This is a genomic window from Methylophilus sp. YYY-1, assembly GCF_029132825.1.
GTDB classification, from domain to species: Bacteria; Pseudomonadota; Gammaproteobacteria; order Burkholderiales; family Methylophilaceae; genus Methylophilus; species Methylophilus glucosoxydans.
Genome location: NZ_WOVG01000001.1, coordinates 503,072 through 527,103, shown reverse-complemented (window position 1 = coordinate 527,103; position 24,032 = coordinate 503,072). Strand labels below are relative to the sequence as shown.

Annotated in this window: 23 protein-coding genes; 7 read left to right on the top strand and 16 right to left on the bottom strand. The window is 51.8% G+C overall.

Translation table 11 applies throughout. The features are described 5' to 3' along the window. Positions 1–51: 51 nt before the first annotated feature. Genes rsgA through GOC95_RS02360 form a run of 3 tightly spaced genes read right to left on the bottom strand, consistent with a single transcriptional unit; the run spans position 52 to position 2,472 of the window. On the bottom strand, positions 52–927 hold the full coding sequence (gene rsgA, locus GOC95_RS02370; RefSeq protein WP_275355497.1) for a ribosome small subunit-dependent GTPase A: 876 nt from the start codon (positions 925–927) through the stop codon (positions 52–54). A 1-nt stretch (position 928) separates the two neighbouring features. Further along, positions 929–1,228, bottom strand: a complete 300-nt coding sequence (locus tag GOC95_RS02365) for a cytochrome c (protein WP_194747813.1) — start codon at positions 1,226–1,228, stop codon at positions 929–931. Next, positions 1,225–2,472, bottom strand: coding sequence for a M48 family metallopeptidase (locus tag GOC95_RS02360; RefSeq protein ID WP_275355496.1), 1,248 nt, complete (start codon positions 2,470–2,472; stop codon positions 1,225–1,227). Before GOC95_RS02360 ends, GOC95_RS02365 begins: the two co-directional genes overlap by 4 nt. A 99-nt stretch (positions 2,473–2,571) precedes the next feature. Here GOC95_RS02360 and orn point away from each other — a divergent pair, with 99 nt between their 5' ends. Further along, positions 2,572–3,156, top strand: coding sequence for an oligoribonuclease (gene orn / locus GOC95_RS02355; RefSeq protein WP_275355495.1), 585 nt, complete (start codon positions 2,572–2,574; stop codon positions 3,154–3,156). Positions 3,157–3,295: 139 nt separating this feature from the next. Here orn and glgA read toward each other — a convergent pair whose 3' ends face one another. Then, a complete protein-coding gene (glgA, locus tag GOC95_RS02350) occupies positions 3,296–4,753 on the bottom strand; it encodes a glycogen synthase GlgA (protein ID WP_275355493.1) in 1,458 nt (485 codons plus the stop codon). Between the two features lie 89 nt (positions 4,754–4,842). Between glgA and crcB the strand changes: the two genes are divergently transcribed. Continuing rightward, on the top strand, positions 4,843–5,223 hold the full coding sequence (crcB, locus tag GOC95_RS02345; protein WP_275355491.1) for a fluoride efflux transporter CrcB: 381 nt from the start codon (positions 4,843–4,845) through the stop codon (positions 5,221–5,223). 63 nt (positions 5,224–5,286) lie between these two features. On the opposite strand, the gene GOC95_RS02340 is transcribed toward crcB, so the two are convergent. Then, a complete protein-coding gene (locus tag GOC95_RS02340) occupies positions 5,287–8,010 on the bottom strand; it encodes an Rne/Rng family ribonuclease (protein WP_275355489.1) in 2,724 nt (907 codons plus the stop codon). Positions 8,011–8,630: 620 nt separating this feature from the next. Here GOC95_RS02340 and GOC95_RS02335 point away from each other — a divergent pair. The 5 genes from GOC95_RS02335 (at position 8,631) to GOC95_RS02315 (ending at position 12,443) form a co-directional block, all read left to right on the top strand. Further along, complete coding sequence (locus GOC95_RS02335; protein WP_275355487.1) at positions 8,631–9,749, top strand: pseudouridine synthase; 1,119 nt, start codon at positions 8,631–8,633, stop codon at positions 9,747–9,749. 73 nt (positions 9,750–9,822) lie between these two features. Further along, positions 9,823–10,476: an HAD-IA family hydrolase gene (locus GOC95_RS02330; RefSeq protein WP_275355485.1), complete on the top strand. Its 654-nt coding sequence runs from the start codon at positions 9,823–9,825 to the stop codon at positions 10,474–10,476. Then, the gene (locus GOC95_RS02325) at positions 10,473–10,823 is read left to right on the top strand and encodes a Rieske 2Fe-2S domain-containing protein (protein ID WP_275355484.1); all 351 of its coding nucleotides are present in this window, start codon (positions 10,473–10,475) and stop codon (positions 10,821–10,823) included. Before GOC95_RS02330 ends, GOC95_RS02325 begins: the two co-directional genes overlap by 4 nt. Before the next feature lie 109 nt (positions 10,824–10,932). Continuing rightward, positions 10,933–11,913, top strand: coding sequence for a S49 family peptidase (locus tag GOC95_RS02320; RefSeq protein WP_275356380.1), 981 nt, complete (start codon positions 10,933–10,935; stop codon positions 11,911–11,913). 68 nt (positions 11,914–11,981) lie between these two features. After that, on the top strand, positions 11,982–12,443 hold the full coding sequence (locus GOC95_RS02315; protein ID WP_275355482.1) for a GNAT family N-acetyltransferase: 462 nt from the start codon (positions 11,982–11,984) through the stop codon (positions 12,441–12,443). Between the two features lie 103 nt (positions 12,444–12,546). Here the strand turns inward: GOC95_RS02315 and der are convergent, their stop codons facing one another. From der to ndk, 11 genes are all read right to left on the bottom strand, one after another. Beyond that, positions 12,547–13,980 carry a ribosome biogenesis GTPase Der gene (gene der, locus GOC95_RS02310; protein WP_275355481.1) on the bottom strand — a complete coding sequence of 478 codons (1,434 nt, stop codon included), beginning with the start codon at positions 13,978–13,980 and terminating at the stop codon, positions 12,547–12,549. Then, positions 13,980–15,194 carry an outer membrane protein assembly factor BamB gene (bamB, locus tag GOC95_RS02305; RefSeq protein WP_228518736.1) on the bottom strand — a complete coding sequence of 405 codons (1,215 nt, stop codon included), beginning with the start codon at positions 15,192–15,194 and terminating at the stop codon, positions 13,980–13,982. The genes der and bamB overlap by 1 nt, the downstream gene beginning before the upstream one ends. 6 nt (positions 15,195–15,200) lie before the next feature. After that, positions 15,201–15,839, bottom strand: coding sequence for a tetratricopeptide repeat protein (locus GOC95_RS02300; RefSeq protein ID WP_194747799.1), 639 nt, complete (start codon positions 15,837–15,839; stop codon positions 15,201–15,203). Positions 15,840–15,874: 35 nt separating this feature from the next. Beyond that, on the bottom strand, positions 15,875–16,684 hold the full coding sequence (locus GOC95_RS02295; protein ID WP_275355477.1) for an ATP-binding cassette domain-containing protein: 810 nt from the start codon (positions 16,682–16,684) through the stop codon (positions 15,875–15,877). A gap of 7 nt (positions 16,685–16,691) precedes the next feature. Further along, on the bottom strand, positions 16,692–17,516 hold the full coding sequence (locus tag GOC95_RS02290; protein ID WP_275355476.1) for an ABC transporter ATP-binding protein: 825 nt from the start codon (positions 17,514–17,516) through the stop codon (positions 16,692–16,694). A gap of 123 nt (positions 17,517–17,639) precedes the next feature. Continuing rightward, on the bottom strand, positions 17,640–18,899 hold the full coding sequence (hisS, locus tag GOC95_RS02285; protein WP_275355474.1) for a histidine--tRNA ligase: 1,260 nt from the start codon (positions 18,897–18,899) through the stop codon (positions 17,640–17,642). Positions 18,900–18,926: 27 nt separating this feature from the next. Beyond that, entirely contained in the window at positions 18,927–20,207 is a 1,281-nt protein-coding gene (ispG, locus tag GOC95_RS02280; protein WP_275355472.1) for a flavodoxin-dependent (E)-4-hydroxy-3-methylbut-2-enyl-diphosphate synthase, read from the bottom strand. A 2-nt stretch (positions 20,208–20,209) separates the two neighbouring features. Further along, the gene (locus GOC95_RS02275; RefSeq protein WP_275355470.1) at positions 20,210–21,484 is read right to left on the bottom strand and encodes a helix-turn-helix domain-containing protein; all 1,275 of its coding nucleotides are present in this window, start codon (positions 21,482–21,484) and stop codon (positions 20,210–20,212) included. Continuing rightward, positions 21,485–22,285, bottom strand: coding sequence for a type IV pilus biogenesis/stability protein PilW (gene pilW, locus GOC95_RS02270; protein WP_275356379.1), 801 nt, complete (start codon positions 22,283–22,285; stop codon positions 21,485–21,487). It abuts the gene before it with no gap. 3 nt (positions 22,286–22,288) lie between these two features. After that, entirely contained in the window at positions 22,289–23,407 is a 1,119-nt protein-coding gene (gene rlmN, locus GOC95_RS02265; RefSeq protein WP_194747785.1) for a 23S rRNA (adenine(2503)-C(2))-methyltransferase RlmN, read from the bottom strand. 54 nt (positions 23,408–23,461) lie between these two features. Beyond that, complete coding sequence (gene ndk / locus GOC95_RS02260) at positions 23,462–23,866, bottom strand: nucleoside-diphosphate kinase (RefSeq protein WP_275356378.1); 405 nt, start codon at positions 23,864–23,866, stop codon at positions 23,462–23,464. Positions 23,867–24,032 lie beyond the last annotated feature (166 nt).

Sequence of the window (24,032 nt, the reverse complement as noted above, 5' to 3'; positions counted from 1 at the left end):
GCAGGGTGTTTTTTTGTGCCCAACAATTAGTGATCAATAAGAAAATTGGGGTTAACCGTAGACCTGCACGCTATTTTCGCTACGGATTTGCTGGAATATTTGTAAGCGTTCGGGGGGGATGCTGCCTGCTTGGACAGCCTTCAGAATTGCGCAGTCTGGTTCGTGCGTATGCGTGCAATTATTGAATTTGCAGTGACCAATAAAAGGCCTGAACTCGACAAATGCATATTCAAGCTCGGTCTCATTAATATGATACAGCCCAAACTCCTGCAGGCCCGGCGAGTCAATAATGGCGCTGTCCTGATCAAGATGGTAGAGATGGGTGGCTGTCGTGGTGTGTTTGCCACTATCCAGTGTGGTACTGATTTCCTGTGTTTTGCTGCGTGCTTCAGGGAGTAGGCTATTGATAATCGTAGATTTTCCCATGCCGGACTGCCCCACTAAGACACTGGTGTGACCCGTAAGTAGCGGTTTGAGCGCCTCTACCGATTGCCGTGCATTGAGTTGCAAAGTGAGGTAGCCAAGCGCTGCATATTGCTCCAGCTTTTGTAGGGCTTGTGGATTAGGCAAGTCACATTTGTTGAGGAGAATGACAGCCCGAATGCCAGCGGCTTCTGCAGCGACAAGGCAACGGTTAAGCAGGTCTTCATAAAAGCTTGGCTGCGTTGCCAGCACAATCAATATCTGGGTGACATTGGCTGCCAGCACTTTGCTTTTATAAGCATTGCTGCGATAGAGCAGGGTGGTCCGTTCTGCGGTTTTCTCAATGACGCCTTCATTGTTGGCAGTGAGGGTCACTGTGACGCGGTCACCTGCCGCATTATCGACTTTTTTGCCACGCGTGACACAGCTAAGAATACGCCCATCGGGCAATTCTACGTTATAGCGCTTGCCATAGGCAGCGACAATCAGGCCTGGATGCGACATGCTAGAAATGATAGTAGGTGTGATTCAAGTACTGTACCACTTGCTGCTCTTCATCATCGAACCATTTAAGGTTGAGCATGGTATTACAGTTGGTGACTTGAGCTTTTAATCCATTGAAAGAGCGCACTTTGCGGTAGTCACGTGTATAAATGCCGCTACCATCGCCGCCATAGCTGCTGGCATGACAACTGATGCAATGGGTGTCGACCAGTTTTTTTCCTGCTTGCAGCTGGGCTTCAGTTGCGCTTGCATCATGGCTGGCGAGCAATAAAGACCAACTGATCAGCAGGAGCGCTTTCATGCGTACGTTTGTAACTTGGCAATCCGCAGGCTCGCCGGTGGATGCGAGTCATAGAATGCAGAGTGGAGTGGATCCGGCGTCAACGTAGACGCATTGTCACGATACAGCTTGACCAGTGCATCAATCAGAAACTGTGGTCTGGATTGTTGTGCCGCGTAGTGATCGGCTTCAAACTCATTGGTTCGGGAGTAAGCCGCCATGACTGGACGCAGAATAAACATGAAGACGGGCGAGACCAGCACAAACAGCAGCAAAGCCATGTGGTTACTCGGTGCCGAAATCCCCAGCCCTGTAAAGAACCATTCCTGTTTGATCAGGTAACCCAATAACGCCAATCCTAACAGGCTTAATCCAAACATCATGATGATGCGTTTGATCACATGCTGGTGTTTGAAGTGACCAAGCTCATGGGCCAACACCGCTTCAATTTCATCGGCACTGAGCTTTTCCAGCAAGGTGTCAAAGAACACAACACGTTTGTTTTTGCCAAAACCGGTGAAGTAGGCATTGCCATGACCAGAGCGAGTGGATCCATCCATCACAAACAAGCCTTGGCTGGCAAAGCCGCATTTTTGCAACAGGGCCTCAATACGTGCCTTAAGGGATTGATCCTGCATGGGCGTAAATTTGTTAAACAGTGGCGCAATCCAGATGGGATACACTGCCAGCATAAACAGGTTAAACGCACTCCAGATCAGCCACAGGTAGAGCCACCATAAGTCGCCAGCACCTTGCATAAGCCAGAGCGCGACAAACAAGATTGGTCCGCCCAGCATTAAGCCAACAACGGTGTGTTTAACCAGGTCACTAAAAAACATGCTGCGTGACATCTTGTTAAAGCCAAATTTCTCATCGACTTTAAAAGTCTGAATGTAATCAAACGGCAGGGTCGCTGCACCCGAGATCAACATGGCCGAGCAAATGACCAGTGCACCACGAATGATTTCATGGTCAGGCAGCCATTGTTGCCAGGCCTGATCCAGCAGTTGTAAAACGCCGCCTAGCGTGAGTGCCAGCAAAATCAATGACTCCATGACGGTTTCACTCAAGCGCAGTTTTACCTTGGCGGTCGTATAGTCTGCAGCGCGTTGATGCGCCTCCAGGCTGATTGTTTGACTAAAGGCGGCAGGCACTTGTGCACGATGTTGCTGGATATGGCGAATATGGCGCAAGCCGAGCCAGACACGTACTGCCAAGCTGATTACAATCACAGCGACAAAAATTTGAGTAAATAATCCGGACATAACAGTAATGAGGATGAATGATTTCAGTTAGCTATTTTGATGGATTTAACTCCACCTTGTTCACTGAACTGAATATAATGTTTCATTTTAATGGAAATCATGACGAGAGGCACACAATTGGCAACTAATCAGGACAATTTAATCTGGCTGGATATGGAGATGAGCGGTTTACTGCCTGACACGGACCGCATTCTGGAATTAGCTGCCGTCGTCACCGATGCACAATTAAATGTGATTGCAGAGTCCCCTGTGCTGGTCATTCATCAGTCTGATGCAGTACTCGATGGAATGGATGCCTGGAATAAAGGCACGCATGGCCGGAGTGGCTTGATTGATAAGGTCAAGGCATCGACCCTGGATGAAGAAGCGGCAACAGATGCCATGCTGGCATTCTTGAAAGAGCATGTGCCTGCAGGCAAGTCGCCGATGTGTGGCAATTCCATCTGCCAGGACAGACGCTTTATGGCGCGTTACATGCCGCGTCTGGAGTCATTTTTCCATTACCGCAATCTTGATGTGAGTGTGTTTAAAGAATTATCACGTCGCTGGCGTCCGGATATTTATGCGGGATTTAAAAAAGCCAGCCGTCATGAAGCCCTGGCGGATATTTATGAGTCGATTGATGAGCTCAAGTATTACCGCGAACACTTTTTGAATATGACACCACCTGCGGCCGCTGAATAAGCGACTGAGTCTGAATTCAGGCAAAAAAAAGACGCCTATTCGGCGTCTTGAGGGAGGAGAAGTTAGCTTTGGAGAAGCTTGATTAGTAATAAGCAGCTTCCGTGCCAACTTCTCCTTTTTGTCTCTCTGGCTTTAAAAATCAGGCTTTTGGGCTTGAAAGCACGTTTTGGTACAGTGTTTGATAGTGTTGGGCGCTGGTTTCCCAGCTCACATCCTGTTGCATCGCTTGCCGTTGTAGCTGTTGCCACTGACCAGAATTGGCATAAACCTGCATCGCAGTTTGTAATGTGACCAAAAGTGTCGATGCGTCATTGTCAGCCATGACCCATCCAGTCATCTTGCCAGGAACCCCTTGGGCATTGATTTCGCCGCCATGCACTGAGTCTGCCAGGCCACCAGTATTAGCGACTACCGGAATCGTGCCATAACGCAAGCCATACATCTGATTCAGCCCGCAGGGCTCAAACCGCGAAGGCATGACAAAAATATCGGTACCGGCCATGATACGGTGCGAGAGCGGCTCGTTATAGCCGATGGTCACGGCCACTTGTCCAGGATAGCGTTGCATTAAACTCAGATACTGCCGTTGCATGCTGGCCTCACCACTGCCAAGCACGGCTAATTGACAACCGCTGCCAAGCAATGCGTCAGCAATCTCTATCAGCATATCCAGCCCTTTTTGATAGGTGAGGCGACTAACGACCCCCAACAGTGGCGTATCTGCTTGCTGACGCAGTCCTAATTCTGCCTGCAAGGCTTGCTTGATCGCTTGCTTGCCGGATAACGCACTGGCAGTGTAGTGTGCTGGCAAATAAGGGTCTTGTGCGGGATTCCAGATTTCGGTATCGATGCCATTCAAAATCCCGGTTAAATCTGCCGCACGATGCTGCAGCAAGCCTTGAAAACCAAAACCAAACTGATCGGTTTGAATTTCACGGGCATAGGTTGGGCTGACGGTTGATAAAGCATCGGCGTAAAACAGACCGGATTTCATGAATGAGACCTGGCCATAAAACTCGTAGCCTTCTGCCTGATAGTCCTCAAGGTTGAGGGTTAATCGATAGCGCCAGTCAGCATGAAAGTTGCCTTGGAAGGCCAGGTTGTGGATGCTGAACACGGACTTGGCCTGACTGCCCATTTGCTTGAGGTAGTAGGGTGTTAATCCAGTTTGCCAGTCATTGCAATGGACGATCTCTGGCTGCCAGGCCTGCAGCATGTTAGGCATCGTCAGCATAGCTGCCACTTTTGACAACACCCCAAACCGCAACGGGTTATCTTCCCACTCCCCATGAAGCGGGTGATGGTAAGGGCCGCCATCCCGGTCATAGAGCGCAGGGCAGTCTATGAGCAGCAAGGGGATATTGGTGCCTGGTAACAAAGTTTTGTAGAGTTCGCAGCGGATATCATGGAAGGGCTGTAAGCTGCCCAAGCGTTTGGGCGCACTACATTGCGCCAGCATGCCACGATAAGCTGGTAACAGAATTTGAATCTCTGTGTCACTGCTAGCGAGGGCGGTGGGGAGTGCACCACTGACATCTGCCAAACCACCTGTTTTGATTAACGGGAAAACTTCTGAAGTAACGAATAGTAAACGCAAGGCAATCTCTTTAAATCAACGGGCGGTTGAAGCTGAATGTTTTTAAACTTATGATACATTGCCTGTTCACGTTTTAGAAGGATATTCAAATGAAATCATGGCTAGCAGTCGCATTCGGTGCCAGTGTTGGTGCATGGATCAGATGGGGCCTGGCATTGAGCTTGAATCAAGGTGGACTGATCCCGCTCGGCACTTTTCTCGCCAATGCCATTGGGGGCCTGTTAATGGGCATTGCGTTGGGTATCTTGCAGGTGATTCCAACCCTGTCTATGGAGTGGCGCTTGTTGATAACAACCGGTTTTTTGGGTGGGTTAACCACTTTCTCTACCTTTTCGGCAGAAGCTTTCAGCTTGTTACAAAAGCAAAATTACGGTGGAATGTTGCTTTATGTCACCTCGCATGTGGTGGTCTCTATCTTGCTGACGATAGTCGGCTATTGGAGTATCGTGCGTTGGCACTCCAGTTGGTAATGCGTTTGATGCCATAAAAAAAGAGGGCCTGACAGGCCCTCTTTTTTATCAGACTCAGTTTGATTACTTCTGCGTCTCTACCATGACCAGTCCATCTTCACCGGTGCTGGCATCGTCTTTTTTCCATTTAGCCGCATTACGTGGCTTTTTGGTTTTCTGGGTGGCTTCAACACCTGTATTCACCACTTCTGCTTTGGTTTCTACCAGTTGAATGCCACTGTCTGCCTGGGCTTCTGTGGTTTTTGCCGTAGATGGCTTGCGTTTACGGGCCGGTTTCTTTTTCGCGTCTGCTGGAGCTTCAGTGGTTTCAGTCACCACAGGGGAGGACGTTGCAGCGGTTTCCACCAATTCAATCCCGCTGGTGTCTACCGCCTGATCAGCCTGTTTCGCTTTGGCTTTTCCTGCTGGCTTGCCTGCTCTTGAACGATTGCGCGCAGGTTTTTGTGCCTTGGGCACTTCAGCCTGATTGTCATCTGCGGTTTGGATGGCGGTGTCTTCAACGGGCGCTTCCACTGCGGCAGCCGGGTTCTCTACGATTGGTGCGGCAGCCACTACTTCTACTGGGCTAACTGCGGCAGTTGTTTCTGCCACCGCAAACGTAGGCACTGTGTCAGCAACAACTGGTGCAGCGGCAAGATTGACGGATGCAGCATTTTCAGTCACCACACTGTTTTCAGACTCTACAACGTTCTGGTTGGGCGCTTCATCACGGTTACGGCGATCACGGCGGCCATGACGGTTACGGCGGTTGCCGCGCTCACCGCGTTCCTGCTTGTTGTCGCCTGATTGCGCGGTCAATGCGGGCTGATTGTTCTCTGCTTTGACTTCTTGATTGGCTTGGCGCTCTTGACGTTCTCTCTGCGCAGGTTTTTCCTGTGCCGGACGCTCCTGGCGAGGTTTATTACCATGCTGTGTTTCCTGTTGCTCTTTGCCTGTACGTTCATTGGCTGGACGCTCATTACGCTCTTGGCCGCGGTCACGCTGACGGTCACGACGGTTACGGTTTTTATTCCGGTCACGGCCATGCTCTTTGCTTTCGCGCGTTGGTTTTTCAGGTTCTGAGGGCACCACTTCTTTTTCGTCCAGACCAAGCCAGGACTTGATCACGCCAAAGAATGACTTTTTCTGCTCAGTCACTTGTACCGGCGCAGGCGCAGGTTTCTCTTCTACAATCGGGGCCGATGTCGCAGGCGTAATGCCTTTGACTAGAGCTTCAGCTTTGGCAGGGGCTGCAGCCTGTTCCAGGCGATGCTGGTAATCAGACTCGCTTGGCAAGTCCACCATCTTGTAGCTGGCTTGCGTGGTTTCTTCGTTCACATCATCATGGCGGATACGCAAGATGTTGTAATTTGGCGTTTCCATATGGATGTTAGGAATCAGGATCACTTCCACGCCGGTGCGTTGCTCAATCTTGTGGATGTCGGCACGTTTTTCATTGAGCAGGAAAGTGGCGGCTTCAACCGGCAACTGTACCTGAATGATGGCGCTGTTGTCCTTCATTGCCTCTTCCTGCGTGATGCGCAGGATATGCAAGGCGGTGGATTCGATACCGCGGATATGACCTGTACCGTTACAACGTGGGCAGGTCATGTGGTTTGTTTCGCCCAGGCTAGGACGCAGGCGCTGACGGGACATTTCCAACAGGCCAAAGCGTGAAATCTTGCCCATTTGCACGCGTGCGCGGTCGTGATGCAAAGCGTCGCGCAGGGCGTTCTCGACATCACGCTGGTTGCGCTGGTTTTCCATGTCAATAAAGTCAATGACCACCAGGCCACCCAGGTCACGCAGACGCATCTGACGTGCCACTTCTTCGGCCGCTTCAAGGTTGGTATTAAACGCGGTTTGTTCAATATCTGCGCCTTTGATGGAGCGGCCAGAGTTGACGTCGATGGACACCAGTGCTTCGGTGTGGTCGATCACGATGGCCCCACCGGAAGGCAGACGTACTTCACGCGCAAACGCAGATTCGATCTGATGTTCGATCTGGAAGCGGGAGAACAGCGGAATTTCGTCCTGATACAGTTTGACGCGGGTGACATTGCCTGGCATCACGTGGTTCATGAACTGCAAGGCTTGCTCGTGTACGTCAGCGGTATCAATCAGGATCTCGCCGATATCAGCACTGAAGTAGTCACGGATAGCGCGGATCACCAGGCTGCTTTCCTGGTAAATCAGGTAAGCGCCAGGCTGGAAATTGGAGGCATCTTCAATCGCTTGCCACAATTGGGTTAGGTAATTCAAATCCCATTGCAGCTCTTCTGCATTGCGGCCAATGCCAGCGGTGCGGGCAATGATGCTCATGCCGTTAGGCACTTCCAGTTGCGCCATGGTGTCGCGCAACTCATTGCGATCTTCACCTTCCACGCGACGGGAGACACCGCCTCCGCGTGGATTGTTGGGCATCAAGACCAGGTAACGGCCAGCCAGCGAGATAAAGGTAGTCAGCGCAGCGCCTTTGCTGCCGCGCTCGTCTTTGTCTACCTGCACAATGACTTCCTGACCTTCTTTGATCACGTCTTGAATACGGGCGCGTCCTTGATCCGGTTTTTCCTGGAAGTAACTGCGGGCAATTTCCTTGAACGGCAAAAAGCCGTGTCTATCAGTCCCGTAGTCGACAAATGCGGCTTCGAGAGACGGTTCAATACGGGTGATCACCCCTTTGTAGATATTACTTTTGCGCTGTTCTTTACCAGCGTGTTCAATATCCAGATCGATGAGTTTTTGTCCATCGACAATCGCAACGCGCAATTCTTCTGATTGCGTTGCATTAAACAACATTCTTTTCATGCAGGGCTCCTAGACGAAGCCACAGAATAGAGATGTGCGCAGGGCGGGCCGTGGTCGTAAACAACCACCAGAACTTAACGAAGTGACCAAGATGTCACCGGGGATGTGCAATGGCTTTTGCGAGGTGCGCTACAAGATTGTCAGCGCAGCAGGCAGGCATCAATATGCACTTGAGTGCAGCCAACACTGAATGTGGCTGAAGACTCGGTTTCTGCAAGGGGCAGTGTGTGCGTGGCAGGAGTGTGTGACCTGTATTGTCCAGCGCGATAGACTGCAAAAATAAAACCCTAAACAGAGGGCAATTTCGTTAAAATTCGGGTTGGCTAACGCCGAGCTCATTTCTTTGGTTATTCTGCGTGAGCTTCGCGTTAAAACATTTCTAATTAATTATCGCTACTTGATGGCGAGCGGTATTCACCAAAATTTTTTTGATTCTGAATGCATTGACGAGACCCAAAATCTGGCGAGTCCGGATATCAGGGCTCACAGGTCAGAGATGAAAACAGTTTGTCATCTCGAAATCGGCATGGCAATGTTGTCGCTTTTGCCGGAAAACCATTGATTCAGAATCTCGACAGTATATCCATAAGTCCTGATAAAGCAAAGCACGACCTGCAACTATGAGCTCACAATTACGATCATCTACATCCGCGACGGCCGCAATGGCTTCCAGCCTCGATTCCGAGCCCAGGCCCGCCAGTGATCGCGTCACATTCTTGATGGTGGACGAGGCGTCTGAAACACAGCGGGTAGATAACTTTCTGACCAAGGTGCTCAAAGGCGTGCCTAAAAGCCATATTTACCGGATTTTGCGCAGTGGCGAAGTCCGCGTCAATAAGAAGCGCGTTGATGCGGAATACCGATTGCAACTGGGCGATGAAGTGCGCGTGCCGCCCATTCGCCTTGCGGAGGCCGCAGCCAAGCCAGCCGCTCCCACGGTCAAGGCCAAGTTGGCCGAGCAAGTGATTTATGAAGATGATGCCATGTTGGCGCTGAATAAACCGGCCGGGATGGCGGTGCATGGTGGCAGTGGTATCAGTCTGGGCGTGATTGAGCAATTGCGCCTTGAGCGGCCCCAAGCCAAATTTCTCGAGCTGGTACATCGTCTGGACCGTGAAACCTCCGGCGTATTGATGATTGCCAAAAAACGCTCGGCCTTGACTGCCTTGCACGAAGCCATGCGCCATCATCATATGGATAAACGCTATTTAATCCTGGTGCAGGGACAGTGGACAGAGCCGAGAAAGAAAGTCACCCTGGATTTGCAGAAATACGTGACAGAAAGTGGTGAGCGCAGGGTGCAAGTCGTGGATGAACCTTTGCTCAATCACGAGGCGGGCGGCAGAAAGTCACTCAAGGCAAGTGGCTTCACCGCCAAGCGACACGCGGCCAAAGGCAAGTTTGAGGTGGAAACGCAAATCTCTGAAACCTGGTTTTATCTGCAATCCGTGTTGGGACCGTACAGTTTTTTACAAGCCAAATTAATCACCGGACGTACGCACCAGTTGCGGGTGCAGTTGTCTCATTTGGGCTTCCCGATTCTGGGCGACGATAAATATGGTGACTTTGCCTTGAACAAGCAATTAAGCAAGCAGGGCTTGAAACGCATGTTTTTGCATTCCAGCGAGACACGGATTGCCCATCCGCTGACGGGAGAGCCCTTGCATTTGGTGGCACCGTTGCCGGCAGAATTAGAAAGCTTTTTGCAACAACAACGTCAACTTCAGGCCGTAAAATAAAGTTGGTCGTGTGTTCTGGCCGCATCAATGTTGAGTTTTAAAGAAAGTTTGCTGAGTGAAGAAGTCTGATTTAGTGAAACAGTTTGATTTAATTGTCTGGGATTGGGATGGCACCATTGCAGATTCTACCGGTTTGATTTCTCAGGCGCTGATCAAGGCCGCAGAACAGGCAGGCCTACCCGGCCTGACCGAAGCTCGTGCGCGCAGCATCATCGGCCTGGGACTGCGCGAATCCATAGAAGTACTGTTTGGAGATATTCCAGAGTTTCAGGCACAGGCCCTGGTCGCCAATTACAACCGTAACTATTACAACAATGAAAACAATATTGTATTGTTTGAAGGCATCGCCGAAACGATTATTGCCATCGACCGCAAAGGTTGCAAGCAGGCGGTCGCGACAGGCAAAGGGCGGCGTGGCTTAAATACTGCTTTGCAACAATCGGGCTTGGCCAGGTGCTTTAATGCCACTAAAACCGTGGATGAGTGTTTTTCGAAACCGCATCCGCAAATGCTGGATGCGCTCATGGACGAACTGGTGGTGATGCCAGAGCGTACCTTGATGATAGGCGACTCACAATATGATATGCAAATGGGCAAAAACGCAGGGGTGATCACGGCTGCGGTCAGTTATGGGTCGCAAACAGCTGAGCATTTACAGCAGTATTCCCCGGATTACCTGTTTCATGATGTGGCAACATTAAGCGCCTGGTTATTGGAGCAGACATGAGCCTGAACGCCGTCACTTTTGACAGTGCCGCCTTGCCTGATAAAGGCGATGGGTTACGCTTTGACATCCCGGCGCTCGGCCCGCATGCGACCGGCTTTGTTGTCCGCTTTGAGGGCAAGCCCTATGCGTATGTTAATCGCTGTGCGCATGTGCCGGTGGAGCTGGACTGGGAGCATGGTAAATTTTTTAACATGACACAAGAGTGGTTGATCTGTGCGACGCATGGAGCCATGTACGCGCCAGAAACCGGCTATTGTGTGGTGGGGCCATGCCAGGGCAAGCGCCTGTCATCCATCCCTGTTACTGAAGCCGATGGCATGATCACGGTCCATCTCGATCAGTTTTAGTGATGAGGATTCGTCCGTGTGACAGCCTCTGCCTCATTGCTTAAATAGCCAACGGCGAGCACACAAATATTGCTAGAATAGCTAAAAATTAATAGACGAAAGTTGAATGATGCAAGAAAACCATACGCCATCCTCAGACACACAACCGAGCCCTGTCTCGCAGGATTGGGCTTTGCGCACGGTAGAAAAAATTGCACTGGCCGGATTGCAGGAGCAAAAAACAGCCAGACGCTGGTCTGTGTTGTTCAAGTCGCTGACGTTTATCTATCTGTTCTTCCTGCTCATGATGTTGTTGGGCTGGGTCGGGCAAAGCAAAAGCACCTCTATTGCCCACACCGCCCTGATCGACATTTCCGGCGTGATTGAGGCCGGTGGCCAAGTCAATGCCGATGCGGTGATCAGCAGCCTCAATGATGCTTACGACAACAAGGGCACCAAGGGCATTATCTTGCGTATCAACAGTCCAGGTGGCAGTCCGGTACAAGCAGGCATCATCAATGATGAAATTCACCGTCAGCGCAAATTACACCCGGAAATTCCTGTCTATGCCGTGGTTGAAGATATCTGCGCTTCGGGAGGCTATTACATTGCCGTCGCCGCCGACAAAATATTTGTTGATAAGGCCAGTATCGTTGGCTCCATCGGCGTGCTGATGGATGGCTACGGTTTTACTGAAGCCATGAAAAAGGTGGGGGTAGAGCGCCGTTTGATGACCGCTGGCGAAAACAAAGGTATGCTGGATCCATTCTCACCGGTCAATCCAAAGCAGCAGGCATTTGCGCAAAGCATGCTCAATCAAATCCACCAGCAATTTATCACCGTGGTGCGTGAAGGCCGCGGTAGCCGCCTCAAGGAAGATGCAGACACCTTTAGTGGCCTGTTCTGGAACGGCGAAGAAAGTATCAAGCTGGGTCTTGCGGATGCGCAAGGCAGCGCAGAATACGTCGCCCGTGAAGTGATCAAGCAGTCTGAAATTGTTGATTTCACCTACCAGGAGACGGTTGTGGATCGCTTTGCCAAGAAGTTGGGGGCCAGCATGGCACAAGAGCTGGGCGTGAGCGCAAAAAATCTGCTGCCCACCTTGCGATAACCTTTTAAAGGGATACAAAGGGACCGTAAGGTCCCTTTTTTTGTTTGCCGTATGACTGAAGGACTCTCATGACACAACCATCCCGTTTCCATATTCGTCCAATCGCTGGTGAAGATCATGCCGAGTGGTCAGCCTTGTATGCTGACTACGCCAGGTTTTATGCTGTGAATCAGTCTGTCGCCATGCGGGAACAGGTCTGGCAGTGGTTACACCAGCCGTCTCCCGCCATATTTGCTTTGGTGGCAGTGGATGCGCAGGGGCGCCTGATTGGATTTGCACATTATCGTGCTTTTGTTAGACCCTTGGCGGCGAGCATGGGCGGTTATCTCGATGATTTGTTTGTAGCATCCGCGGTCAGAGGGCAGGGTGTTGGCACCGCTTTGATCAAGGCAGTGGTGCAGATTGGACAACTGCAGGGATGGTCGGTGATCCGTTGGGTGAGTGCTGAGGATAACCAGCTGGCATGTGCCTGCGATGATAAGCTGGCAAGGCATACAGGCTGGCAAACCTATGAAATCAGCTTGAAATAAGTCTGATTTCAAGTTGAGCACTCAAGAGGCGTGCTGCCAGTGCGTGTGAGCTTGACTGCGCAGGATGGAATAAAGCAAAAGCCCATCCTGAGCGCCCAAGCAATTATTTTTTGGTTTTATTTTGCTCGTTGCGCGCTTTCAGCTTGGCGCGCATTTCATTTTTACGTCTACGCATGGTGACCAGGCCTTCGCCTTTTTTGCGCTCTTCTTCTTTATCAAACGGGTTTTCACCCTGATGGTATTGCACGCGCAGCGGTGTGCCTACCAATTGAAAGGCTTTTCGGAACACCCCTTCGAGAAAACGCGTATAGCTCGCTTTGACGCCATCAATGTGGTTACCGTGTACCACCACAATTGGCGGGTTGCTGCCACCCTGGTGTGCATAGCGCAGTTTGGGGCGAATACCACGGCTGATGGGTGGTTGATGCTGGGTGGTGGCCTCGCCAAGCACGCGCGTCAGTTGTGGCGTGGCTAACTTGGCCATGGCTGCCTTAAAGGCAACATCAACTGAGTCCAGTAACTCATTCAGGCCTTTTTTACGCAGCGCCGAGATGTAGTGGAATTTTGCAAAGTCGAGGAATTGCAGTTTGCGGTCGATTTCGCGTTTGATCCATTCGCGCTCATCATCCTGCAAGCCATCCCATTTGTTAATGGCGACGACCAGAGCACGTCCGGCATCGACAATATAGGCCGCAACGTGTGCATCCTGCTCGGTAATGCCCTCTTGGGCATCCACCACCAAAATAGCCACGTTGGCGTCTTCAATCGCTTGCATGGTTTTGATCACGGAGAATTTTTCAACCGCTTCAAAGACCTTGCCGCGTTTGCGTACGCCCGCAGTGTCAATAATCGTATAGTGCTTGCCGTTCTTTTCGAGCGCGATTTCAATCGAGTCGCGAGTCGTGCCTGGCTGGTCAAAGGCAATCACGCGGTCTTCTCCCAGCAGCGCATTCACCAGTGTCGATTTGCCTACGTTAGGGCGGCCAACAATTGCAATGCGGGGATTGTCCGGATTCACAGGCTCGGCAGCTTCGATTTCCTTATCGGCGATGGTTTCCAGCGCCAGTTCAATCAAGTCTCTGACCCCTTCGCCATGCGCGGAAGAGATGGACAGGGGTTCACCCATGCCCAGTTCATGAAAGTCAGCGCTGACGATGGCTTTGCGCATGCCTTCGGTTTTGTTCACTGCCAGCAGTACCGGCCGCTGGGCCTTGCGCAAGGTTTGCGCAATGGTAAATTCTTGCGGTGTCAGGCCAGCACGGGCGTCGACCAGGAAAATAATGACATCGGCTTCATCAATGGCAAGCAAGGTTTGCTTGGCCATTTCTTTCAAGATACCCGTATCTGCGGTGGGCTCAAAGCCGCCAGTATCAATGACCAGATAGGGCTGGCTGGCGCCCAGGCCTCGGCCGTAATGCCGGTCACGCGTGAGACCAGGCAAGTCGGCGACCAGCGCATCTCGCGATTTGGTCAAACGATTGAATAATGTAGATTTGCCGACATTGGGTCGGCCAACAAGCACGATGGTAGGTAGCATTATTTATATGTCACTGCGTAAAGGTGACCGTCACGCGATTGTGCAAGAAACTGGTTGGCATTGGTGCCTGCGATCAATGCCATAAGGGGTTTGGAACCTAATTGCAGACGACCAACAAAGCTGCCGTCATCCTGGCTCAGTAAATGGACATAGCCTTCCAGGTCACCAACAGCCACAATATTGCTGAGTGGTAGAGGCACAGTCAGGTTGCGGTAGCCCAGGTTGCCCTGGCGCCAAAAAGTTTTGCCATTGCTGGCATCCAGTGAGTAGACTGAGCCGATGGTGTGGCTCAGGTACACTTTGTTATTTTCTGCGGTCAGGCCGACATAGCTTGAAATATCGCGGCTCCACACCACTTGTCCACGCTGACGGTCAACGGCGGCGACTTTGCCCTGATAAGCTACCACATACACCAGCGGGCCATCGACAAACGGCAAGCTGGTGATGTCTGCAATGCGTTCGATTTCGGTCACGCCTTTGGGTTGGGCAACCGTTGCTTCCCAAATTAGTTTGCCATTGTCGGCACGAATCGCCACCAGTTTTCCACCTGGAAAGCCTGCATAAATCGCGCCGCCATCTACGACGATGCCGGCATGCGTTTTGAGCGAGAGGGAAGGGGTGGCACGTTCATAAGACCATTTGCGTCGGCCATCCGCCGCATCAATACCGTAAATGTGGTGATCGGTGGTACGCACAATTACCGTACCATCATAATAGCGCGGGGAGCCTTGTATTTCACTGGAGAGCACGGCGCTCCAGAGCTTTCTGCCATTCAGGTTGAGTGCATAGACGTGGCCTTTGCTGGTCCCGACCAACACCAGGCCACCGCCCAGTCCTGCACCACTGCTGATGGGCTCGCCTAATTCTGTTTGCCACAGCGTTTTGCCATTTTCTGCAGAAAGCTGCATCACGCTGCCTTCAGCATTGACGGCATATACCATGTTGTCAGCCAGGACAGGCACGTAGCTGAAACGGCCTGCCTCGCCCACATCGGTGGACCACTGTACGCGTGTCTCGTAAGAGGATTTGATATCCTCAAGCTCTACAGGCGGGTTGGCAGGCTCGGCACCAAAAATACTTTCACTTAAATTTGTTTTAACGTCGTTGAATGCCGTACACGCAGTCAAACTGCTCCCGATGACACACAGGGCAACCAGTGTCCATTGTTTGAGACGGTGAGACGGGACAGGCATGGCGGCAACATTCAACTTCATTAGCAATTATCCTAAAGCATCCAGCTTCTGCTGGGTCAGGTAAAACAATTTTCCTTCAGGATCAAGCGCTTGCAATGCTTTGGTATAGGCTTGTTTCGCTTCTTTTTCCTGTTTTTTCGCCATCAGGATATCGCCAAGCAAACTGTTTTTAATGCCATCAAAGCCTGGGTCATTGATGCCTTCCAGGGTTTTCTTGGCATCGTCGAGTGCATTGCGCTCAATTTGCAAGCCGGCAATTTCAATGGCGGCCATCTGTTTAATGGCGGGTTCTTTTGCTTCAGCCATCGCCCAGCGCAATTGCTTTTCAGCGGCTTCTGACTGCTTGGCTTCATGCAATGCGCGCGCTGCAAACAGGGCGGCACGGCCTGCATAAGGGGTCATGCTGTAGTCTTGCTCAATGGCTTGCGCTTCTTTGCTAATTTGCTCGGCTTTTTTGCTATCAACATCCAGCAATGAGCTGCTGATCAAGGTCTGATAGGCGGTAGAGGCGGCAGTGGCCTTGCTATTCATGTAAGACTGGTATCCTTGCCAGCCGCCATAGACGACGACCGCTGCAATCACCAGGCGGGTGACCAGTTTACCGTTTTTGTTCCACCAGGCTTTAAACTCGTCTAGTTGTTCCTGTTCTTCCAAATCGTATGCCATTGAATTTCCTGCGTATTCTTGTATTAGGATCTTAATTATGCGGCAGCCCCGCGCATGCCTTGACCAGGAATTGCGCTGAGCAGCTGTTGGGTATATTTTTGTTGGGGAGCATTATAAATGGTTTCTACGCTTCCTTGCTCAATTACTTTGCCTTTTTGCATGACCAGAACCTCATCGGCAATATGCCTGACCACGCGTAAATCATGCGTGATAAACAGATAACTGAGCCCCATTTCTTGTTGCAGTTGCTTGAGTAATAACAGGATTTGCGCCTGCACTGATACATCTAGCGCCGACACCGGCTCATCGCAGATGACCAGCTTGGGCTGCAGAATCAGGGCACGCGCGATGCCGATACGCTGGCGTTGGCCGCCTGAAAACTGGTGCGGATATTTGCTGGCATCTTCAGCTTTTAGCCCGACTTTTTCCAGCATCTCAAAGACGCTGTTTTGTTGTTGTTTTTTATCGCCGATGCCATGGATCACCAGGCCCTCGGCAATGATTTCACCCACACGCATTCTAGGGTTGAGTGAAGCAAATGGGTCTTGAAACACCATTTGCATATGGCGGCGTGCATGCCGCAGGCTGCTCTGGTCTAGCGCGAGAAAGTCTTGACCATCGAACAGCACCTGGCCTTGGTCTAGCGGCAGCAGGCGCAAAATGCCGCGAGCCAGTGTGGATTTTCCGCTGCCAGATTCGCCGACCACGGCCAGCGTACTGCCTCGTTTGAGTTGCAGGCTGACATCGTCGAGGGCATGTATGGTCTGGGTATTCAGCCCGAGCGTGCCGGTCCGCTGGCGATAACTTTTGCTTAGATGATGGGCTTGTAACAGGAAATCCGTCATATCGACCTCACGCAGGCGTCAGCCAGTCATAGCGCATGGGCTGCAACACTTTTTTGCCCTCAGCATCGGGCACGCAAGCGAGCAAGGCACGGGTATATGGATGCTGTGGCGCATCCAATACCTGGCTGACCGGGCCAGCTTCTACGATTTCACCTCTGAACATGACGATGACATCGTCGGCAATATCCGCGACCACACCGAAGTCATGGGTAATAAACAGCATCGCCATATTCAACCGTTGCTTGAGTTCGTCGAGCAAGCGTAGCACCTGTGCTTGCACGGTGACATCTAGTGCAGTTGTCGGCTCATCGGCAATCAGTAGGGCAGGTTGACAGGCAATGCTCATGGCTATCATGACACGCTGACGCTGCCCGCCTGAAAGTTCATCGGGATAACTGTTGGCGCGCGTGGGATCAATGCCCACTTGCGTTAGTAATTCAGCGACTTTTTGTTTAAGTGCGGTACCTTTAAGCGCTAAATGCGTTTGCAATGGCTCACCGATCTGAAAGCCGATGGTGAGTACCGGGTTTAACGAGGTCATGGGCTCCTGAAAAATCATGCCGATTTTTCGGCCACGGATGGCTTGCATTTCGCGCTCGCTTAATTGGCTGAGATCCTGGCCTTGAAACACCACGCGGCCTTGCATGCGCAATTGCGGGGAAAGCAGTTTCATGATGCTGAGCGCAGTGAGACTTTTGCCACTTCCAGACTCACCCACGATACAAGTAGTCTTGCCACGGGCGAGGCTGAGCGAGGCCTGTTTGACCAAATAGCGCACTGGCGCATTGGCCGGGTAAATATTGAGGTCCTGGATATTTAAGATTTCGCTCATGTTGATAGATCAATCACCAGATTCACAAAATTACGGATTTATCGCCATGCCAGCGACCGTTGTTGATATTTACCAGCCTTGCTATTTAGACCAGTCATCGTTCAAACAGAACACTGCCACCAATCAGCCCGCATTAACGATGGAGGCGACTTGATCAAAGCTGACACGTGCTTGCTCGCCTTGACCGAGCATGGGTTTTAAGGTCAGTTCGTCAACGGCTGCTTCATCATCCCCAAAAATGCCGGCAAAGCGCGCACCACTGCGGTCTGCCTTTTTCATTTGTGATTTGAAGCTACCGCCACCGGCGTGCAAGACCACCTTGAGTCCCATGCTACGCAGTCTTTCGGCCAGCGTAAAGGCTTTTTGTGACGCTAACTCGCCCACATTGACCAGGTAAATATCGGGTTGGTTCTGGGCGGTGAGACCATATTCCTGCATCAACAGGAATACACGTTCCAGACCAATGCCAAAGCCGCAAGCTGGCGTTTCGCTACCACCAATACGTTCTACCAGCGTGTCGTAGCGTCCGCCGCCGGCAATGGTGCCTTGCGCGCCAAGTTTGGTGGTCACCCATTCAAAGACCGTGCGGTTGTAATAGTCCAGACCACGCACCAGTCTGTGGTTAATGGTATAAGCAATGCCAGCCTGATCAAGCAGGGTGCACAATTGGGCAAAATGCTGCTTGGATGTTTCCCCCAGGCAATCCATCAGCTTGGGGGCCGCCTCACACATGGCCTGCATGCGTGGGTTTTTCGTATCCAGAATGCGCAGGGGATTGCTATGCAGACGACGTTTTGCGTCTTCATCCAGCAAGTCCATGTGTTGCTCAAAATAGGCAATCAAGGTTTGGCGATATTGCGCGCGCTCCTCGGCATCACCAATGCTATTTAACTGTAATTCAACGTCCGCAATGCCCAGCGCTTGCCACAGTCTGGCCAGCAATACGATTTGCTCGGCATCCACATCGGGCCCTTCAAAGCCAAAGGCTTCTACGCCGATTTGGTGAAACTGGCGCTGACGGCCTTTTTGTACGTTTTCATGACGGAACATGGGGCCCATATACCACAGGCGTTGCGGGCCATTGTAAGTGAGATTGTGTTCCACCACGGCACGTACGCAACCGGCCGTGCCTTCAGGGCGCAATGTCAGTTTGTCGCCATTGAGCTTGTCTTCCCAGGCGTACATTTCCTTTTCCACAATATCTGTATGCTCGCCTACGCTGCGCACAAACAACTCGGTCGGCTCGACCAATGGCATGCGGATATTATTGTAACCATACTGGCTCAAGATCTGGCGTGCCGTATCTTCAAGCTTGAACCACAAGGGCGTGGCTTCTGGCAGGATGTCGTAAAAACCTTTAATGGATTGAAATGTTTGACTCATCTTGTACGAATGGGGGAGGTGGATGGCTTATACGGCCACAATCGGGATCACGGGCACTTTGTTTGTGCGCAGTTTGCCACCTTCGGCATAATGCGTGCGCACATACTCATCCACGATCTGTTGAAACTCTTCAGCAATATGGTCGCCTTTAAGGGTGACGGTTTTTTCACCATCAACAAACACCGGCGCCACCGGCGTTTCGCCTGTGCCCGGCAGGCTAATGCCGATATTGGCTAATTTGGATTCGCCAGGGCCATTGACCACGCAGCCCATGACTGCCACATTGAGGGTTTCCACGCCGGGGTATTGGCTACGCCAGATTGGCATCTGATTGCGTAACCAGCTCTGGATTTGCATGGCCAGCTCCTGAAAATAGGTGCTGGTGGTCCGGCCGCAGCCAGGGCAGGCGGTCACCAAGGGCGTAAATGAGCGGATACCCATGGTTTGCAGAATTTCTTGGGCGACCACCACTTCTTTGGTGCGGGACTCATTCGGCTCGGGGGTCAGTGAGACGCGGATGGTGTCGCCTATGCCTTGCTGTAACAGAATCGCCAATGCGGCAGTGGAGGCAACAATGCCTTTGGAGCCCATGCCCGCTTCAGTCAGTCCCAAATGCAGGGGATAATCACAGCGTTGCGCCAGCGCCTGATAGACCAGTACCAGATCCTGCACGTTGCTGACCTTGCAAGAGATGATGATCTGATCGGGGTTTAAGCCTAAATCGACGGCTTGCTGGGCACTTTCGAGCGCGGATTGAATCAGGGCTTCGCGCATCAAGGCATCGGCCGAGAGCGGGTTGGCAGACTTGCCATTCTCATCCATCATTTGTGCCATTTTGGCTTGATCCAGGCTGCCCCAGTTCACGCCGATGCGGACGGCTTTTTTGTATTGGATGGCGGCTTCTATCATCGCCGCAAACTGTTCGTCACGCTTGCTGCCTTTGCCGACATTACCAGGGTTGATCCGATACTTGGCCAGTGCTTCGGCGCAATCCGGGTAAGCTTGCAACAGCTTGTGGCCGTTAAAGTGAAAGTCGCCCACCAGCGGCACAGAACACCCCATCGCATCCAGGCCTTTGCGGATGGTGGCGACTTGCGCGGCAGCTTCGGCGCTGTTGACGGTAATCCTGACCACTTCAGAGCCGGCCTGCCATAAGGCATAGACCTGCGCGATGGTGGCAGCCGCATCGGCGGTGTCGGTATTGGTCATGCTTTGCACGACCACAGGCGACACCTGTGTACCATATAAGCCACCGCCGACCGCAACGTGTCCGACCATGACCTGACGGGTATGTCTACGGGATATCATGATTATTTCAATTGAATACGCGCAACACGACCACGTGTGGCTTGGGTTAAATCGTAAGGCTGGTTATCAATGGTCAGTTGGGTGCCTGCGGCATGCCCGACCGTGATATTGACCGGTTTGTCTGTCACTACCTGACGTTCTGAGCCGGCCGGCAGTACCTCACTAAATAATTTTTTGCCTTGCATATCTTCAATGCGCACCCAGGAGTCTTCAGTCACTTTAAAGCTCAGATTTGCCTTTTGCGGATCCACGGCTTTGAGCGTGGTCGTTTCAAGCGACTGACCAGCCGCCGGTGTCGGGGTGCTAACGATGGTAGGCGTGCTGGCAACCGTATCAGCCGGGCTCGCTGGCGGCATGCCTGCGGCCGGTTGCATGGCTAGACTGGCTTCTGCGGGCGCCTCTGCCGAGGCTGTACTCGCAGTATTACCGGTTTCTACGGTCGCGCTATTGCTTGCTTCGGGGGCGGTCGCAGTTGCCGGAGGCGCTGGAATTTCGATTTGCTGCCCCGTTGTTTCACTGATTTCTTCCACATCCAATGCCAGTGAAGCATCTTTGAGTGTGTGCGGCTTGATATGGTTGATATAAAAATAGGCGGCAATCGCGGCTAATATCAAAAAGATCAGCAAGGTGAGCAAGCGTTGCGGACGCAAGACGCGCACCGGTTTATCAATCACCGAACGGCTGGCATTCGAGCGGACACTCAAGGGCAGCGGGGTCTTGTTAGGCACGATGCGTTGATAGGCCTCGATGATGGGCGCCACATCAATATTGAGCAACCGTGCGTAGTTACGGATAAAGCCGCGCACAATGCTTGGTTGTGGCAACTTATCAAAGTCATCCTGCTCAATGGCCTGGATTTGCTTGACGCCCAGGCGCAATTGGCCAGACACTTCATGGATACTCAAGCCCTGTGCCTCTCGTGCCGCTTTGAGGACATTGCCGCAGCCAGAACCATAAGCGATCGACGGGTTCACTGCTTGCTGCGGGATGCTTTCCAAGCCCATGGCGGCACCGTACTCTTCAGGCGCATCGGTAGGTATTGGATTGAGACTGCTAGTATCGTCAGGTGTGGTATCCATTAGCGAAGCTTCTGCGGCCGCTGCTTGCGCAACCGAAACTGCTGCAGGCGTTTGCTCCAGGCTCACCGCAGTGTCTGTTGTGGGCGCCTGGCTGGCTGCCGTCTGCGTGGTGGCAGCATTCTTGGGCCGACGGCCACGTCTGGGTTTTTCTGCCGGTGCAGGATTGACGTTGGTGGTATCTTCTGACGTCACGTGCATTTACTCCGTTTTCAGCAATTGTTTGGTTTCATTGGCATTCGGGAACAGTTTGTGCAGTTGCACACTGTAATAATTTGCATCATCGGCCAATTGTAAGGACCGGCAAATTCGGACTGCCAAAAAGAGGGACTCTGGTGTCGGGGCAACGTTCACACTATTTTGCACGGTGTTGAGTGCCAGTTGTGCCTCGCCGCGTGCAAATTGCAGGTTGGCCAATTGATAAGCACTGGCGTGGGCCAATGGGTCCACTTGCAGTGCCTGATAAAAGTACTGCTCAGCCTGTGTTTTTTGCTGGGCACGCAAGGCACAGACGCCGGCGTTATACAGCGCAATTTGCGGTGTTTTATACAACGGATTCTTCACCGCCAGCAAAAATTCTTTTTGTGAGGCATCGTATTGGCCTTGGTCGCACAAAAAACGGCCATAGTTGTTGTGTGACTCCGAGTTAGCTGGTTGCAGTTGAATCGCCCGCTTGAATGCGGCTTCTGCCCGTGCTTTTTCACCGAGGGCCGCATAGACCAGGCCTAAACCGTTGTAGGCCAGGGCATAGGTCGCGCTGCGTTCAAGCGCGGTATTAAACTCTTCAAGCGCCACATCGTAGCGTTTGAGACGGAAATATTCCGCGCCAAGTTCAGTATGCACGCGGGCAGATTCCATATCGCCGCTTTCGCGTCCGATAGGCTGCTGGTCATAAGGTTGAGCTTGAGCGTTGGAAGAAGGGTTTTGCGCACACCCTGACAGCCACAGTAACAAGGTCACTGCAGAGATGACCACGAAAGGCTTATACAAGGGGGCTGTCATCACTTACTGTTCCGGGTGTATCGCTATGGTTTTCTCGGTGCGGCGGGTTTTATCGAGCACTTTGCCTGCCAGTTGTCCGCAGGCCGCATCAATGTCGTCTCCGCGGGTTTTACGCACGGTGACCACAAAGCCTGCCTGCATTAACATATCACGAAACGCACGCACCTGCATGGGCTTGGACGTTCCGTAACCACTGTTAGGGAACGGGTTGAATGGGATCAGGTTAAATTTGCACGGAACATCGCGCACGATATTCATCAGTTGCTTGGCGTGTTCCAGGGTGTCATTGACGCCGTCCAGCATGACATATTCAAACGTCACGAAATCACGTGGTGCTTTGACTAGGTAGCGCTCGCAAGCGGCCATCAGATCTTTAATTGGATATTTTTTATTAATTGGGACGATCTCATCACGTAGCGCATCATTCGGCGCATGCAACGACACCGCCAAGGCGACGGGGCAGTCTTCCTTGAGTCTGTCCATCGCTGGCACCATGCCGCTGGTCGACAGGGTGACGCGGCGACGGCTTAAGCCATAAGCGCTGTCATCCAGCATGATTTGCATGGCCGTGACGACGTTGTCATAGTTGGCCAGTGGCTCACCCATGCCCATCATCACCACGTTGGAGATAATGCGCTCACCGGGTGGCAGCAAGTCATAGCCTGGCGCCTGGCGCAGGGCGTGATTGGCAATCCATAGTTGGCCGATAATTTCGGAGACGTTGAGATTGCGGTTGAAGCCCTGGCGACCGGTGCTGCAGAATGTGCATTCAAGTGCACAGCCTACCTGGCTGGAGATACACAGCGTGCCGCGGTCATCTTCAGGGATAAAGACGGTTTCCACACTGTTAGACGTGCCGTCTCTTAAGTTATTAGTGCCGATCAGCCATTTGCGGGTGCCATCATCTGACACTTGTTCCAACTGCACGTCTGGCAGCGCAAATTCGGTTTCCTGACGCAGTTTTTCGCGCAGGGTTTTGGCAATATCGGTCATCTGGTCGAGGTCAAGCACCCCGAAATGATGCATCCAGCGCATCAATTGTTTGGCGCGAAAAGGCTTCTCGCCGAGACTGGTGAAGTACTCGGCGAGTTGCGATTGGTTAAAATTCAGTAAGTTAACCAAGTGTATTCCTAGTTCGGTATCAATGTGATCGTCTTTAAGTGACGAAGGGTTAGATTAACCGAAGAAGTATTTGATTTCGATGGCCGCATTTTCCAAAGAGTCGGAACCGTGCACGGCGTTAGCATCAATGCTTTCAGCGAAGTCAGCACGAATGGTGCCAGGGGCTGCGTCTTTAGGGTTAGTTGCACCCATCAGTTCACGGTTTTTCAATACCGCGTTTTCGCCTTCCAAAGCCTGGATCATCACTGGACCGGAGATCATGAATTTAACCAGGTCGTTGAAGAAAGGACGCTCTTTGTGTACAGCGTAGAAGCCTTCAGCTTCAGCTTGAGTCAGGTGGGTCATTTTAGCTGCAACAACTTTCAAACCGGCGTTTTCAAAACGGGTGTAGATTTGACCAATCACGTTTTTTGCAACGGCGTCTGGTTTGATGATGCTGAGTGTACGCTCTAAAGCCATGAGAACTCCAAATAAAGTAATGAACAAGAAAAACAAACGACTATTCTACTATTTTTACTGTGATTGATAAACCTTAGATACGGATGACAGGCTTTTATTGCGTTAAATAGCAGGCATTCATTGCTTTATTTTTTTTATCTATTGTCAGCAGATGTTTTATGATGTG

Bases quoted from the DNA above. Each gene is read 5' to 3' on its own strand.
- ndk (WP_275356378.1), bottom strand. From the start codon at position 23,866: ATGGCTTTAGAGCGTACACTCAGCATCATCAAACCAGACGCCGTTGCA.
- GOC95_RS02335 (WP_275355487.1), top strand. From the start codon at position 8,631: ATGAGCTCACAATTACGATCATCTACATCCGCGACGGCCGCAATGGCT.
- GOC95_RS02360 (WP_275355496.1), bottom strand. From the start codon at position 2,472: ATGTCCGGATTATTTACTCAAATTTTTGTCGCTGTGATTGTAATCAGC.
- ispG (WP_275355472.1), bottom strand. From the start codon at position 20,207: ATGATATCCCGTAGACATACCCGTCAGGTCATGGTCGGACACGTTGCG.
- GOC95_RS02300 (WP_194747799.1), bottom strand. From the start codon at position 15,839: ATGGCATACGATTTGGAAGAACAGGAACAACTAGACGAGTTTAAAGCC.
- pilW (WP_275356379.1), bottom strand. From the start codon at position 22,285: ATGACAGCCCCCTTGTATAAGCCTTTCGTGGTCATCTCTGCAGTGACC.
- GOC95_RS02320 (WP_275356380.1), top strand. From the start codon at position 10,933: ATGCAAGAAAACCATACGCCATCCTCAGACACACAACCGAGCCCTGTC.
- der (WP_275355481.1), bottom strand. From the start codon at position 13,980: ATGCTACCTACCATCGTGCTTGTTGGCCGACCCAATGTCGGCAAATCT.
- GOC95_RS02365 (WP_194747813.1), bottom strand. From the start codon at position 1,228: ATGAAAGCGCTCCTGCTGATCAGTTGGTCTTTATTGCTCGCCAGCCAT.
- rsgA (WP_275355497.1), bottom strand. From the start codon at position 927: ATGTCGCATCCAGGCCTGATTGTCGCTGCCTATGGCAAGCGCTATAAC.
- hisS (WP_275355474.1), bottom strand. From the start codon at position 18,899: ATGAGTCAAACATTTCAATCCATTAAAGGTTTTTACGACATCCTGCCA.
- bamB (WP_228518736.1), bottom strand. From the start codon at position 15,194: ATGAAGTTGAATGTTGCCGCCATGCCTGTCCCGTCTCACCGTCTCAAA.
- orn (WP_275355495.1), top strand. From the start codon at position 2,572: ATGACGAGAGGCACACAATTGGCAACTAATCAGGACAATTTAATCTGG.
- GOC95_RS02275 (WP_275355470.1), bottom strand. From the start codon at position 21,484: ATGCACGTGACGTCAGAAGATACCACCAACGTCAATCCTGCACCGGCA.
- GOC95_RS02315 (WP_275355482.1), top strand. From the start codon at position 11,982: ATGACACAACCATCCCGTTTCCATATTCGTCCAATCGCTGGTGAAGAT.
- crcB (WP_275355491.1), top strand. From the start codon at position 4,843: ATGAAATCATGGCTAGCAGTCGCATTCGGTGCCAGTGTTGGTGCATGG.
- GOC95_RS02295 (WP_275355477.1), bottom strand. From the start codon at position 16,684: ATGACGGATTTCCTGTTACAAGCCCATCATCTAAGCAAAAGTTATCGC.
- GOC95_RS02340 (WP_275355489.1), bottom strand. From the start codon at position 8,010: ATGAAAAGAATGTTGTTTAATGCAACGCAATCAGAAGAATTGCGCGTT.
- GOC95_RS02325 (WP_275355484.1), top strand. From the start codon at position 10,473: ATGAGCCTGAACGCCGTCACTTTTGACAGTGCCGCCTTGCCTGATAAA.
- GOC95_RS02290 (WP_275355476.1), bottom strand. From the start codon at position 17,516: ATGAGCGAAATCTTAAATATCCAGGACCTCAATATTTACCCGGCCAAT.